Annotated in this window: 13 protein-coding genes; 10 read left to right on the top strand and 3 right to left on the bottom strand. The window is 40.9% G+C overall.

Annotated elements, in window-relative coordinates; all coding sequences use genetic code 11:
• The first annotated feature begins 144 nt into the window (after positions 1-144).
• From AAEU31_RS17705 to folX, 6 genes are all read left to right on the top strand, one after another.
• On the top strand, positions 145-3,510 hold the full coding sequence (locus tag AAEU31_RS17705) for an ATP-binding protein (protein ID WP_421967903.1): 3,366 nt from the start codon (positions 145-147) through the stop codon (positions 3,508-3,510).
• Between the two features lie 11 nt (positions 3,511-3,521).
• The gene (locus tag AAEU31_RS17700; protein ID WP_135923150.1) at positions 3,522-4,142 is read left to right on the top strand and encodes a YceH family protein; all 621 of its coding nucleotides are present in this window, start codon (positions 3,522-3,524) and stop codon (positions 4,140-4,142) included.
• An 88-nt stretch (positions 4,143-4,230) separates the two neighbouring features.
• Positions 4,231-5,067 (top strand): NAD(+) synthase, encoded by an 837-nt coding sequence (gene nadE / locus AAEU31_RS17695; RefSeq protein WP_135923149.1) that lies wholly within the window; start codon positions 4,231-4,233, stop codon positions 5,065-5,067.
• 342 nt (positions 5,068-5,409) lie between these two features.
• A complete protein-coding gene (folM, locus tag AAEU31_RS17690) occupies positions 5,410-6,129 on the top strand; it encodes a dihydromonapterin reductase (protein ID WP_135923148.1) in 720 nt (239 codons plus the stop codon).
• 18 nt (positions 6,130-6,147) lie between these two features.
• Complete coding sequence (gene folE, locus AAEU31_RS17685; protein WP_135923147.1) at positions 6,148-6,702, top strand: GTP cyclohydrolase I FolE; 555 nt, start codon at positions 6,148-6,150, stop codon at positions 6,700-6,702.
• Positions 6,703-6,704: 2 nt separating this feature from the next.
• On the top strand, positions 6,705-7,064 hold the full coding sequence (gene folX, locus AAEU31_RS17680) for a dihydroneopterin triphosphate 2'-epimerase (protein WP_054554637.1): 360 nt from the start codon (positions 6,705-6,707) through the stop codon (positions 7,062-7,064).
• On the opposite strand, the gene AAEU31_RS17675 is transcribed toward folX, so the two are convergent.
• Complete coding sequence (locus tag AAEU31_RS17675) at positions 7,061-7,495, bottom strand: YqaA family protein (RefSeq protein WP_135923146.1); 435 nt, start codon at positions 7,493-7,495, stop codon at positions 7,061-7,063. The genes folX and AAEU31_RS17675 overlap by 4 nt on opposite strands.
• 56 nt (positions 7,496-7,551) lie before the next feature.
• Positions 7,552-7,923, bottom strand: a complete 372-nt coding sequence (locus AAEU31_RS17670) for a DUF4870 domain-containing protein (protein ID WP_421967902.1) — start codon at positions 7,921-7,923, stop codon at positions 7,552-7,554.
• A gap of 223 nt (positions 7,924-8,146) precedes the next feature.
• Between AAEU31_RS17670 and AAEU31_RS17665 the strand changes: the two genes are divergently transcribed.
• Genes AAEU31_RS17665 through AAEU31_RS17650 form a run of 4 tightly spaced genes read left to right on the top strand, consistent with a single transcriptional unit; the run spans position 8,147 to position 11,848 of the window.
• Entirely contained in the window at positions 8,147-8,848 is a 702-nt protein-coding gene (locus AAEU31_RS17665) for a spondin domain-containing protein (RefSeq protein WP_135923144.1), read from the top strand.
• Positions 8,849-8,857: 9 nt separating this feature from the next.
• Positions 8,858-9,586 carry a spondin domain-containing protein gene (locus tag AAEU31_RS17660; protein WP_235384273.1) on the top strand — a complete coding sequence of 243 codons (729 nt, stop codon included), beginning with the start codon at positions 8,858-8,860 and terminating at the stop codon, positions 9,584-9,586.
• 58 nt (positions 9,587-9,644) lie between these two features.
• Positions 9,645-10,373, top strand: a complete 729-nt coding sequence (locus tag AAEU31_RS17655) for a response regulator transcription factor (RefSeq protein WP_421967901.1) — start codon at positions 9,645-9,647, stop codon at positions 10,371-10,373.
• Positions 10,373-11,848 (top strand): sensor histidine kinase, encoded by a 1,476-nt coding sequence (locus tag AAEU31_RS17650; protein WP_421967900.1) that lies wholly within the window; start codon positions 10,373-10,375, stop codon positions 11,846-11,848. Before AAEU31_RS17655 ends, AAEU31_RS17650 begins: the two co-directional genes overlap by 1 nt.
• Before the next feature lie 21 nt (positions 11,849-11,869).
• Here AAEU31_RS17650 and AAEU31_RS17645 read toward each other — a convergent pair whose 3' ends face one another.
• Positions 11,870-14,035, bottom strand: coding sequence for a S9 family peptidase (locus AAEU31_RS17645; protein ID WP_421967899.1), 2,166 nt, complete (start codon positions 14,033-14,035; stop codon positions 11,870-11,872).
• Positions 14,036-14,064 lie beyond the last annotated feature (29 nt).

Below are 14,064 nucleotides of genomic sequence, written 5' to 3'. Positions count from 1 at the left end.
AAAAATAGTGTATTCATACAAAATAATGATCACTAAACTGAGAAAACGACCCACAGACAAATAACTTACATATCAAAGCCCCCATTGTTAATTACAAGGTAAATTGTCTATAGTAATTAAATAGTAAAAAAATCAATGCTTCTAATGCCATTAATGATCGACACTGATAATAAGAAATTACATAAATTAAAGTTAGCTTTTTGGCTATCTCTCGTGCTTGTTATCGTTATAGGTATCGTAATTGATCGGATAAATTATCACCGTGAAAAAGATGCTTTCCGTGCGCAAGAGCTAGCAAAAGTAAGTGCTTATCGGGCTGAATTAGAAGCGATCCTCGTCTCAAATATTCAACTTGTTCGCGGTCTCGCCGTAGCTATAACGGCGGAGCCAAATTTAGATCAAGCTCGTTACAGCCAAATAGCCTCTCCACTATTTGAAACCTCATCTGAACTAAGAAATATTGGTGCGGCTCCCAATATGGTTATTCGAATGACCTACCCCCTTGAAGGTAACGAAAAATCAATTGGGCTTAATTTTTTAGAAAATGCAGCACAACGCGCAGATGCGCTCAGAGCACGAGATGAAAACCAGATTGTTATGGCTGGCCCATTAGAGCTAGTACAAGGTGGACAGGCACTCATCGCACGTATGCCTGTATTTATTCCTCCAGAACAACAGTTTTGGGGATTATTATCTGTGGTACTTGATATCAATAAAATATATGTAAATTCTGGTTTAGTTTCGCTCAGCGAAAATTATGATGTTGCCCTACAAGGGCGAAATGGTCTGGGCTCACAAGGAGATTTCTTTTACGGAAAAAGTGTAATTTTAAAAAATGATCCTCTCGATTTTATAATTCACTTCCCGGGTGGTAAGTGGCAAATGTACGCATCACCCAAAGCGGGTTGGCACCCCCCTGCTTCAGCCATTTGGCCACTACGGTTAGCCATTATTTTATTTTGTGTTTTATTTGCAGGTTGCTCATGGTTTTTTCTGAAAATGCTTGAGCGGCAATATAAGAGTGAGCGAATGTTAGAGACTATGAGTAGTCTTGCCAAAGTAGGGGCATGGTCGTTCAACCTTGAAACAAAATCTGTGTATTGGTCTGATATGACTAAACAAATTTTTAAATTTCCGCTGAGCAAGCAGCCCGAGTGGCCTCAAAATTATAGTTATTTTAAAGCCGGTGAAAGCCGCGATAAAATCCGCCAATTGAATGAGCGCGCTATAAAAAACGGCGAAAGCTTTGAAACTCAGGTACAAGTCGTCACAGCTGATGGGGATGAAATATGGGTGTTAGTTCACGCCGAAACCGAACATCGTAATGGCCGCTGCATAAAAGTATTCGGCTCACTGCAAAATATTGATGCCCGTAAACGAGTTGAAATTGAAAACAGGAAAGTAGCTTTACACAACGAGATTTTAGCGTCGCTCACAGTTAATGATGCTGTACTAACGGGTAATTTAAATTTATCAAAGCATGTCATTGTACAAGCGATTTGTCATGCTTTTGATGTTGACCGTGCCAGCATTTGGTTATTTAGTGACGACAGAGAGTCTCTCGATACCTTTGCTGTTCATGACGAGAATACACCACAAATACGAGAAGCAACCACACTAAAACAAATTGATTACCCTGATTACTTTGACGCCATTAATAACAATGCCGTTGTAAATGCTAGTGATGCCCCACACCATCCGTTTTTAAAAGAATTACGAACAACTTATTTTGAACGATTTAAAATATGCTCAATGCTCACGGTGATCATTCCCACCGGTAGTAAAACCATGGGGGTTGTGTGCGCAGAAAAATGCAAATCTCGCAGGCAATGGAGCAAAAACGAAGAAAGTTTTTTAATTGCCGTTGCAGCGCTAATTGGTAGTTTACACGCCAGCCAACGCCGTATAGAAACCGAGCAGCAACTAGTGCAAGCTAAAGAAGCAGCTGAACAAGCAGTAAAAGCAAAAAGTGAGTTCTTGGCAAGTATGAGCCATGAAATACGCACTCCAATGAATGGGGTGATTGGCATGCTCAATATCATTAAGCAATCTAAACTAGATAGCCAACAGAGTCATCATCTAGAGCTAGCACAATCTTCAGCCGAGTCGCTTTTGCATATCATTAACGACATATTAGATTTCTCAAAAATTGAAGCCGGTAAACTAGATATCGAAAATGTTAGCTTTAATATTTCAAAACTGTTCGGCAACACCATCGAATCATTTGCAATTAAAGCCGAACAAAACAACACCAAACTTATCCTTGATACGACTGATATTTATCACGAATTTATTGTCAGTGATCCAAACAGGATCAGACAAATTATCAACAACCTCGTTAGTAATGCGGTTAAATTCACTAAAAATGGCAAAATAATTATTATTGCTAAGCTTGATAAATTAGATGACGAGCACTTTTTAAACTGTTCCATCATTGATACCGGAGTCGGTATTAAGCCTGAAAAGCAAGCTACATTATTTGACTCATTTACCCAAGCAGATACCTCAACAACTCGCCAATATGGCGGTACAGGGCTTGGCTTAGCGATTGTTAAACAACTATGTAAACTAATGAAGGGCGATGTGAGTGTAGTCAGCTCATATGGAGAAGGCAGTACTTTTAATTTCTCTGTAAAAGTGAAAATAGATCATAAAAAGAAAGCCCTAGAACCCAGCCATATTATTGATAAAAAACATATATTTATTGCAGATAATTGTAAGTTGAGTAGCAATATAGCGAAAAAACAGCTGCAACTATGGGGTGCCAGCGTTGAAGTATTTACCGATATGACACGTTTATTGAGTCGCGCGGCTATGACGGAACATGTCGAATGTGACGCGATTTTCGTTGATTTCTTGTTTTATACCAACGCAACTAAAGAGCAACAACAAGTTTTTGTTAAACACTTTAATGCCGAACAGTGTAAACGTATTTTAATGGCACCAATGAGTTTGACCGAAGTGCAAAGCAAACAGGCCTTAAAAGCTGAGAGTATCATTTTTAAACCTTTGACCCAGTCAGATTTATTTAACTCACTTGCTAACGAAAAATACATTGAGCAACAACAAGTAAACAACGACACACTGATTACAAAAGTTGCCACTCAAGATGAAAATTCTGCTTCACAAGTGCTGCTAGTTGAAGATAATAAGGTTAATCAAATTGTTGCTGGATCGCTTTTAAAGCAGGTAGGTATCAGCTTCGACATAGCTGAAAATGGCCTTGAAGCAATTGCTAAGCTATCTCGTCGCGAGCAAATGCCTTACCAACTCGTGCTTATGGATTGCCAAATGCCAGAAATGGATGGCTACCAAGCAACTCGGGCAATTCGTGCAGGTGAAGCTGGTAAGGCACATCAAGATGTAACTATCATTGCGCTCACCGCTAATGCAATGCAAGGTGACAAAGAACGCTGTTTAAATGCGGGCATGAATGATTATGTTACCAAACCTTTGAAGTTTGATACGCTCAGTAAAAAACTAACCGTGTGGTTAAGCACTGAAGAATAGAGAGTAAAACAATGCAATTATCAATAAATCAACAACGCGTCATTGGCTGTTTGCTCGAAAAACAAAGTACAACACCTGAACATTATCCATTATCTTTAAATTCACTTACCAACGCTTGCAACCAAAAATCTAATCGAGATCCAGTACTGTCGTTATCTGAATCACAAGTACAAGATACCCTTGATGAACTCATTGCGCAGCGATTAGTAACCTTAGATGAAGGCCTTTCTGGGCGGGTTAATAAGTACGCGCACCGCTTTTGCAATACCGAGTTTGGCAGCTTGCAATTTACCGAACAACAGCGTGCTATTATCTGTTTGCTACTATTACGCGGACCACAAACCCCCGGCGAGCTTAGAACCCGAAGTAACCGCCTTGCTGAGTTTAGTAATGTTAATGAAGTGGAAGCAGCTTTAGCTGCATTAATCGAGAAAGAATATGTCACTCGCTTAGCCCGTGAGCCAGGAAAACGAGAAAGTCGTTATATGCACTTATTCGTTGATCCAGATAGTATCGAAGAGATGCTGAGTGAGCCTGAAGCAATTAACAGTAGCGAAGTTCAACAATTAAGAGCTGAAATAGACGAACTTAAGCAACAAATTAACGAAATAAAAGCGCATTTAGGTCTTTAATAATAACCTGACCCGTAACATAATGTAGTTACCCCATTCGTCTTGGGGCTTCCACGCTGACAACCAAAAGTAAAAAAGGAGCTCTACCATGCGTGCCGACATTCTGGCAGAAATGAAAGTCCAACCCACTATTGATGTAAAAGCGGAAATCACTCGTCGCGTCAACTTTCTAAAAAGCCGTCTCATTGCTGCGCACTCACGCTCGCTTGTATTAGGGATCAGTGGCGGTGTTGATTCATCAACCTGTGGTCGTTTATGTCAATTAGCTGTAGATGAATTAAACCAAGAACATAACACCAACGATTATCAGTTCATTGCTGTACGTTTACCTTACGGTGTACAAGCAGATGAAGACGAAGCACAACTTGCGGTTGACTTTATCAAGCCATCAAAGCGCATGACGGTTAATATCAAAGCAGCTGTAGATGGTATGCATGAACAAGCTATGGCCGCGGTAGTCGGTGCAAGTGCTGAGCTTCCTGAACAAGCTAAAATAGATTTCATTAAGGGTAATGTTAAAGCACGCCAGCGCATGGTCGCACAATATGAAATTGCAGGCTTCTGCCAAGGATTAGTTGTTGGCACCGACCATAGCGCTGAAAATATTACCGGCTTTTACACAAAATTTGGTGATGGTGCATGTGATCTTGCTCCTCTATTTGGTTTATCTAAGCGCCAAGTTCGTGCTCTTGCAGAGCATCTAGGCGCACCAGCAGTGCTAGTCCATAAAGCTCCTACCGCTGATTTAGAATGTGACCGCCCAGGCTTAACCGATGAAGAAGCGCTCGGCCTAACTTATGATCAAATTGACGATTTCTTAGAAGGTAAAGAAGTCTCAGCAGAGGTTGAAGAGAAGCTAACTGCGATTTATCTTCGCACTCAACATAAACGTCAAGCTATTCCAACCGTTTACGACGCGCTGTAAGCAACAATATTATTTGCTGCATTATTTTCTAGCTGTAGGCAATTAACACTGTTTAATTGCCTACAGCTAACTCTTCCCTGATACCTAAAACTTCCTTTAGCCCGGCGTTAAAAGCTGCGAGATAATGATTTTTTGGGTTTGCTTAAGACATGCTTTTCTTATCAAAACCAAGCTAACTACAATAACTCCATTACTAAAAATGATCTGGGTTATCTTCATTTGCGTAGAAAGTTTAGCAACATCATTGCAGTAAAGATGAAATAGTTCTGTAATTTGGTTTATAGTTGATAGTGTTAAACACATTACTCATTACATTAAAAATCTAAGGTTTTATATTAGTTTATGTCATCGCCCATATTAATTACTGGCGCAGGCCAACGAATTGGACTCGCTTTGGCCGAGCACTTTTTAGCGCAAGGGCAAGAAATCATTGTTACCTACCGTACGCGTCATCAAGCCATTGATGTACTAGCTGGACAAGGGGCTACATGTATTCATGCTGACTTTAATAGTGATGAAGCGATAGCCAACTTCATAGAACAATTAAAATCGCATACCAATCAACTTCAAGCCATTATTCATAATGCTTCTAGTTGGGACTGCGAAGCAAGTAATCATGATTATGCAGCGCTTTTCGATAATATGATGCGAATTCATGCAAAAGCGCCCTACCTAATAAATTTAGCAGTGAGCGATTTACTGCTACACCATTACGAAAATACAGGACACCCTGCCGATATTATTCATCTCACCGATTATGTCGTTGAAAAGGGTAGTCCAAAACACCTTGCTTATGCTGCAAGCAAAGCTGCACTTGATAACTTAACAAAATCATTCGCGGCTAAGTTTGCCCCTGCAATCAAGGTCAATGCAATTGCGCCGTCATTAATCATTTTCAACGAAGATGATAGCGACGAATACAAAGCAAAAACATTACAAAAATCACTGATGGGCATTGAGCCTGGTTGCGCTGAAATTATTCACAGCGTAGAGCTATTACTACACAGCCATTACATTACCGGGCGTTCGATGCCTGTCGATGGTGGCAGACATTTAAAATAACGAATTACTGAGAATCCTATGCACGATGATTTAAAAAAGAGTTACCACGAAATTATTAGCGCCGTGGGTGAAGATCCACAACGAGAAGGGTTACTCGACACGCCTAAGCGCGCCGCTAAAGCAATGGAGTATCTGACAAAAGGTTATCGCCAAACGTTAGACGAGATCACTAACAATGCGGTATTTACATCAGACGCCGATGACATGGTACTGGTTCAAGATATTGAACTTTACTCTATGTGTGAGCATCATTTGCTGCCATTCGTTGGTCGCTGTCATATTGCCTATATCCCAAATGGCAAAGTTCTTGGTTTATCTAAATTTGCGCGTATTGTTGATATGTACGCACGCCGTTTTCAAATTCAAGAACAATTAACCCATCAAATCGCTAAAGCGGTTGAAGAAGTAACCGGAGCAAAAGGCGTGGGTGTAATTGTTGAAGCAAAACATATGTGTATGATGATGCGCGGCGTTGAAAAGCAAAACTCAAGCATGCGTACATCGGTCATGCTAGGCAACTTCAGAGCAGATCCAAAAACCCGTAACGAGTTCTTACAACTAGTTAGAGGGTAATGATGGCTAACGCAATTATTAATGTCACTAACCTCAGGCTACGAACCTTCATTGGTTTTAACCCTGAGGAACGCGAGAAAAAGCAAGATGTAGTGATTAATTTAGAAATTCACTACCCTGCTGATCAAGCTTGTGAGACTGACGCAGTCGATAAAGCGCTAAACTACAAGACTATTACTAAAGAAGTGATCAGCCTTGTCGAAGAAGGCCACTTTTTACTGTTAGAAAAATTGGTTGCTGAAATTTTAGCGATTTGCCACCAGCATCAAAGTGTTCACTATGCCAAAGTGCGTGTCGATAAACCGCATGCGCTGCGCTTTGCTGATTCAGTGTCACTGACTCTTGATTGGCAAAAAAGTTAAAATAACTTTTCTAGTCCTACCGCAAAGGCAAGCACAGCTAAATAACGTGCGCCTTTGCCTAGGGTCACGAGTAACAAAAAGATTGAAAACTTAACCCTAAAAATTCCGCCAACAACCGTTAAAGGGTCGCCGACAATAGGCAGCCAAGCAAATAGCAAACTGTAAATACCGTATTTATTAAATTGCTGTTCGGCTTTGTCTATCGAGTTTTGTGAAACGGGAAACCATTTACGGTCTTTAAATCGCATGACTTGCGTGCCCAGCCAATAATTCACACAACTCCCAAGCACATTACCCACGGTTGCACTTAGCCATAACAACCAAAGTAGATAATCACCACTGGCAATCATGGCGGTCATAACTAACTCAGAGGAGCTCGGTAATAAGGTTGCGGAAATAAACGCGCTGAGGAATAAGGAGAAATAGGCCATAAATACCACAAAATAAGCTCAGCAAAGGGCTGAGCTCTCATTATATGGCAATCAGTTTATTTTATAAATTCAATCGTCAATGGGTAATTAACTTCTTTTCCATCACTGGCTTTAATTGCCGAGACAATAACCATAATCAAAGAAAACAGTGCAACGATTGGTAATAAAATGACACCAACAACAACAAACACAAGTAAGAAGCTAACAATGTAAGCAATCATCATGGTGAGTTGAAAGTTCAATGACTTGCGGCCATGCTCAGCAACAAGCGGCATTTCTTCCTTTTTCACCAGCCAAACAATAAGCGGACCAATAACCGAGCCAAATGGGAAAAGTAATCCCGCTAATGCACTTAAATGACAAAACATCGCCCAATTACGCTGCTCTTTATCGGCTACAATTATTTCAACTTTTTGATTATCATCCATTTTAAATTCCTTGTTATGGTCTGTTTATGTTTCTACTATAAACCTTTAGGCTACTTTACCATAGATAATTTGCTTAGATTTAAAACAAAAACGTGCACAAAAGACAAACAAAAGGCTTTTGAGAAGATTTTTTTGGCTGTGATAAAAATGTGATAACTTTGTGAAAGTTTTTGGATATTGCTGTTCGATACTGATTCTGAATCATCAAAAACAGGAATCGATCATGAAAGCTTTACCTTTAACTTTGTTTGCTGCATGTGCAGTCACTAGCCTTACAAGCCAAGCTGCTGAGCTTGATATAAAACTAACTAACCTTACGCAAGGCTTACACTTTACTCCTATCTTAATTACTGCTCACACTAACGATAGCCAGATGTTTAACGTAGCTACACCTGCTTCTATGGCTCTTCAAGCGATGGCTGAAGGCGGTAACATAGAACCATTAATGAATGAAGCAGCTGCAGCAAATAACGATATGGTTGCCAACCCAGCCGAAGGCTTATTAGCGCCAACCAGCTCTACAATGGCTTCGCTTACCACCAGTGAAGGTAACAACTACTTGTCGTTAACAGCTATGTTACTGCCTACCAATGATGGCTTTGTTGGTTTAGACAGTTGGATGATCCCATCAGAAGCAGGGACTTACACCCTGTATTTAAACGCTTATGATGCAGGCACCGAAGCAAATGACGAACGAGTTGTCGATGGCTCTGGTGCTATGGGAATGCCTGGTATTCCGGCTGCGCCGGGCGGTAATGCCGGTATGAATGCAAGCGGTGTAACTAGTAGCGAAAGCAATATGATGGTTCATATTCACCCTGGGAACTTAGGTGACGATGATCCTGAAGGTGGAATGAGTGACCTTAATAATACCGTTCACAGATGGCTTAACCCTGTTGCTATGTTAACTATCACAGTGAAATAGGAGGTTATTATGCGCTTTTCAAAAAGCTTACTCATCATTGCACTCGCAGGAAGCCTCACAGCTTGCGGTGGCTCTGATAAAAAGACTGTTGATATGACAGACAGTGTGGATGAGATGACTAACCAAATGGGAGAAATGGCAGAAAGCCATCAATTTACCGTGCAAGTGACTAATCTCACTGCCGCTCAACCCTTCTCTCCTGTTGCCGTGATTGCCCATACCGATGGCATGCTATGGCAAATTGGCGAACCGGCTTCTAGTGCTCTTGAATTAATGGCCGAAGGCGGCGACAACAGCGAGCTTTTAGCCAGTGAATACACTTTGCAATCCGCTTCTGCAGAAAGCCCACTACCACCGGGTCAACAGGTTACTATGGTATTAACAACCGGGGAGCTTGATTCATTAAAAATCAGTGTTGCAACTATGTTAGTGAATACAAATGATGCGTTTACCGGTCTTAATGCTATAGACGTGTCTTCGTTAGCGGTTAATGAGTCACTGTCTCGTACTAGTTTTTCCTATGATGCTGGCACTGAAGCCAACTCTGAAGCTGCTGGCACTATTCCTGGTCCGGCTGATTCAGGTGAAGGTTTTAACGAAATGCGAGACGACATTAATCGTGTAGCAATGCACCCGGGAGTTGTAACTCAAGATGATGGTTTAGCAAGCTCTGTGCTTACAAGCCAATACAAGTTTGATAACCCCGTTGCTCGAATAGTCATAACGCGGACGCAATAACAATCGCACTCCTTACGCTAAGGTCATAAGGATGTGCCTTAGCTACTTGGATTAAACGATGCGCCCTGAAAAATTACTCATAGTTGAAGACGATAAAACCATTCGCCAACTCATCACCACCCAGTTGACTAGCTTAAACCTGCACATTGACGAAACAGCAAGTGCTGAGGCCGCGATAAAAAAGCTGGCTAATCAAAGTTATGGGTTGGTGTTGCTAGATATCAATCTACCGCAAATGGATGGCCTTAGCTTATGTCGAAAAATTAAAGAGCACTATCCGCAAACAGCTGTCATCTTATTGACTGCACTAAGTAGTGACATGGATCGGGTAATTGGTTTAGAGATGGGTGCAGATGATTATATTTGCAAACCTTTCTTTGCGAGAGAGTTACAGGCAAGGATCAAAACACAACTGCGCCATAGAGCACAATTGCTCATCGCACAATCAACTAATGAACAAGCGCATAATGCAGAATCCATTCAACTTGGGGATCTACATATCGAGTTTTCAAGTCATCAGGCTTTTTTAGCTAATCAAGCAATCAATCTTACTGCCACCGAATTTGATTTGCTGGTGTATTTTGCTAAACACCCAAATCATGTATTTAGTCGCCAGCAATTACTTGATCACGTTTGGGGGTATCAACACTGTGGCTATGAACATACAGTCAATTCACATATAAATCGTCTGCGTAGTAAGTTCGAGCAGTATCACGCTAACAACTTTATTGAAACGGTATGGGGGGTTGGCTACAAACTAAACCCATCGCAACTGAGCACACACTAATGAAAACAATGACACTCTATCAAAAGCTCGCATGGTCGCTTGTACTTATTTTTAGCCTACTATGTGCCCTAGTATTTAGTTGGAGCAAGCATCTTGAGCAAACTTCGCAGCACCATGCACAGCAAAACTTACACTTACAGCTGGCTGATCATCTCGTTCATGACAATCCTTTAATAAAACAAGGTGTGTATGATTATGAAGCCTTAGAGAATTTATTTCATACCCTGATGATATTAGGCCCCAACTTTGAATTTTATTTTGTAGACCCACGCGGAGAATTACTTACATACTCTGCAAAACCGGGCCAAGTTATTAAAAAACAGATCAACCTTACTCCCATTAAAAAGCTCATTAACGACCCCACTGCCACACCTATTTATGGTGACGATCCACGTAGCCATGACGCAAAAAAGATTTTCTCTGCCGCCCCGGTGTTTAATCAACAACAACTGCAAGGCTATTTATACGTTATTATTGGTGGTCAAGCATTTGATACAACCTTAAACAATATCAAAGAAAATGATGCACTGTGGCTAGGTGCGGCTTGGTTTATAACAGCTATGCTCGCGCTTTTTATAGCCATGCTAATATTATTTAGGTTCTTCACATTACCGCTAAAACAACTCAACAAAGAAATTTGCCAGATTGAAGCGGCCAATTACAGCCTAACAAAGATGTCGCTCAGACCAAGTTACACGGGTAACAATGAAATTGGTAATTTAAGCAAAGGCGTACATGCAATGTTGTCGCGCATCGATGAGCAATTTCAATCCCTACAGCATGCAGATAAGCAGCGTCGCGAATTACTAACCCACCTCTCTCATGACTTAAGAACACCGCTGTCGTCATTACATGGTTTTATCGAAGTAATTAATAAGCCTAACAGCCATTTAAGTGAGCAAGAGCAGCAACATTATCTAAATTTAGCGATGGATAATTGCCAACAGTTAAAACAACTCATTGAGCAAATATTTGAATTAGCTAACTTAGAGTGCGGGCAAGTAAAAATAAATGCCGAAACATTTAATCTGGGCGAGTTAATTTATGACTGTGTGGCAAAACTGGAATTAACCGCTCGCTCTGCCGGCATTAAACTTAAGGTTATCCCTGAGATATGCGATTTCACAGTAACTGCTGACATTGCCAAGTTAGAACGAGTGCTAACGAACTTAATCGAAAATGCTATTCGCCATACCCCAGATGGCGGAGTGATTTCAGTTAGCGTTTCTGAGCAAGCTAACGAACTATTTGTAGCGGTATCAGACACTGGTGTTGGCATTCATGCCGACGAGCTCACTGCGATTTTTGAACCACATTATCAGGCTCGCAATAGTATAAAACGTGGCTCTACCGGATTAGGGTTAGCTATATGTAAACAACTACTTATGCTAATGAATAGTAAAATCGAAGTACAAAGTACTGTTGGAAAAGGCAGTGAATTTCGCTTTAATTTAACCATGCAGGCATCCGCTTAATCACGGATGCCTGATGGGTGATTATTTTTCTATACCCGCTAAATCTAACATAAAGGCATAATATAACGCGGTGTCTTGCAAGCTTTTAAAGCGCCCAGATGCACCACCATGCCCTGCTTCCATGTCGGTTTTGAACAGTAATAGGTTATCATCAGTTTTATATTCACGTAGCTTAGCCACCCACTTTGCCGGTTCAAAATATTGCACCTGTGAATCATGCAATCCGGTAGTGACTAACATGTTTGGATATGCCTGCTTTTTAACTTGGTCGTATGGTGAGTATGACAACATATAATCGTAATAGACTTTATCGTTCGGATTACCCCACTCGTCATACTCATTCGTTGTTAATGGTAAGCTGGCATCAAGCATGGTCGTCACTACATCGACAAAAGGCACTGCTGCAATAACGCCTTTATAAAGCTCAGGTGCTTGATTGACAACAGCCCCCATTAGCAAGCCACCAGCACTGCCACCCATGGCAAAAATATTATCTTTATCACCATATTTTTGAGCAGCTAAAGACTTAGTCACATCAACAAAGTCATTAAAGGTGTTTTGTTTATGCAGCAACTTACCATCTTCATACCAAGGACGGCCTAACATTTGCGAGCCACGGATATGCGCAATTGCAAATACAAAACCGCGATCAAGAAGGCTTAAACGCGAACTTGAAAAGCTCGGATCCATGGTTGCACCGTACGAGCCATAGCCATATTGCATAAGTGGATTAGAGCCATCTTTTTTGAACTTGTCTTTACGATAAACAAGGCTAACGGGTACATCAACACCATCTCGGGTCGTTACGTAAACACGCTCAGAGGCATAGTTGTCTGGGTTAAAGTCACCTAACACTTTGCGCTGCTTCAGTAGCGTTTTTTCACCATTTTCAAGGTTGATATCGTAGCTGCTACCTGGGGTCGTCATGCTTGAATAGTAAACACGTAAGTTAGGGTTATCTAACTCACTATTACCATAGCTAAAAACCATGTAAGTTGGGTCATTAAAAGCAACAGCTTGCTCTTGTTGGTTACGAAGGTCGCGAATAGTGATACGGGTTTGACCCTTTTCACGCTCTTCGTAAACCAAATGATTATTGAATAACTCAATATCTTCAAGTTTCACATGATCACGACCAGCAATAAGCGTTTGCCAATTTGCTTTATCATGCGCTTTATCGCGGTGAACTTTCATCAGTTGGAAGTTAACTGCATTTAAATTGGTAACAATATAATACCAATCACCCAATTTTTTGATGTCGTATTCAAGCCCTGCTTCGCGTTCAATAAAACGTTTTGGCATTGCTTTTACATCATTGGCATCAATAACCGAGATGCCCGAGGCACTGGTGCTGCCATGACTAATATAGATTTCTTGTTGATCTTTGCTTTTCGAAATACCCGTGTAGTAACTGGTATTTTTTTCTTCATACACTAGCTCATCGTCGGCTTGAGATGTTCCTAGTGTATGGCGATAAACTTGGTAGCCTAACAGTGTCTGTAGGTCTTTTTTAATGTAGTAAAAGGTTTTGTTGTCATTCGCCCAAACAACTTCACCTTCAGTGCCTTCAAGGCTCTCTGACAACATTTTACCTGTGCTTAAATCTTTTACTTTAATTGTGTAAATACGACGACTCACCGTATCTTCACCGTAAGCAAGCAAATTGCCATTTGGGCTCACTGCCAAACCTGTTACAGCAAAATAATCATGATCTTTAGCAAGGTCATTTACATTCAAGATAACCTGCTTATTCTCACCCTGGCTATCTTTGCTGCGCACATAAACCGGGTATTCGTCATCACCGCGCGTTTGTGAAAAATAGTAATAATCACCTTTTTTGGTTGGCACTGTATCGTCATCTTTCTCAATACGTCCTTTAAGCTCTTCGAACAAGGTGTTTTGCAATGGCAGAGTGTGTGCGAGCATACTTTCTACATACTCATTTTCAGCATTTAAGTGGGCAATGACGGCTTCATCTTTACGCTCATCATCTCGCATCCAATAATAGTTATCGATACGAGTATCACCATGGATGGTCATTTCATATGGTATTTTTTTGGCGACGGGAGCAGATATCTGAACTTGCTCTGTAATAATTGCTTGTTCTTTATTATCTGGAACTTTATTACACGCTGATAGAACAGCTAAAGAGAGTGCAGCAAGGCAAAGTGAATGGCCAACTTTCATAGGGATCCTAAATTAATTTTTATTATTAA

Origin of the sequence: Pseudoalteromonas thalassia, from assembly GCF_049257215.1 — a bacterium.
In the GTDB taxonomy this organism is placed as follows: domain Bacteria; phylum Pseudomonadota; class Gammaproteobacteria; order Enterobacterales; family Alteromonadaceae; genus Pseudoalteromonas; species Pseudoalteromonas lipolytica_C.
This window is presented reverse-complemented; position numbering and strand designations above follow the sequence as displayed.

What these genes read in the sequence shown, in the direction of transcription:
- AAEU31_RS17705 (WP_421967903.1), top strand. Translation starts at nt 145, where the DNA reads ATGCCATTAATGATCGACACTGATAATAAGAAATTACATAAATTAAAG.
- AAEU31_RS17700 (WP_135923150.1), top strand. Translation starts at nt 3,522, where the DNA reads ATGCAATTATCAATAAATCAACAACGCGTCATTGGCTGTTTGCTCGAA.
- nadE (WP_135923149.1), top strand. Translation starts at nt 4,231, where the DNA reads ATGCGTGCCGACATTCTGGCAGAAATGAAAGTCCAACCCACTATTGAT.
- folM (WP_135923148.1), top strand. Translation starts at nt 5,410, where the DNA reads ATGTCATCGCCCATATTAATTACTGGCGCAGGCCAACGAATTGGACTC.
- folE (WP_135923147.1), top strand. Translation starts at nt 6,148, where the DNA reads ATGCACGATGATTTAAAAAAGAGTTACCACGAAATTATTAGCGCCGTG.
- folX (WP_054554637.1), top strand. Translation starts at nt 6,705, where the DNA reads ATGGCTAACGCAATTATTAATGTCACTAACCTCAGGCTACGAACCTTC.
- AAEU31_RS17675 (WP_135923146.1), bottom strand. Translation starts at nt 7,495, where the DNA reads ATGGCCTATTTCTCCTTATTCCTCAGCGCGTTTATTTCCGCAACCTTA.
- AAEU31_RS17670 (WP_421967902.1), bottom strand. Translation starts at nt 7,923, where the DNA reads ATGGATGATAATCAAAAAGTTGAAATAATTGTAGCCGATAAAGAGCAG.
- AAEU31_RS17665 (WP_135923144.1), top strand. Translation starts at nt 8,147, where the DNA reads ATGAAAGCTTTACCTTTAACTTTGTTTGCTGCATGTGCAGTCACTAGC.
- AAEU31_RS17660 (WP_235384273.1), top strand. Translation starts at nt 8,858, where the DNA reads ATGCGCTTTTCAAAAAGCTTACTCATCATTGCACTCGCAGGAAGCCTC.
- AAEU31_RS17655 (WP_421967901.1), top strand. Translation starts at nt 9,645, where the DNA reads ATGCGCCCTGAAAAATTACTCATAGTTGAAGACGATAAAACCATTCGC.
- AAEU31_RS17650 (WP_421967900.1), top strand. Translation starts at nt 10,373, where the DNA reads ATGAAAACAATGACACTCTATCAAAAGCTCGCATGGTCGCTTGTACTT.
- AAEU31_RS17645 (WP_421967899.1), bottom strand. Translation starts at nt 14,035, where the DNA reads ATGAAAGTTGGCCATTCACTTTGCCTTGCTGCACTCTCTTTAGCTGTT.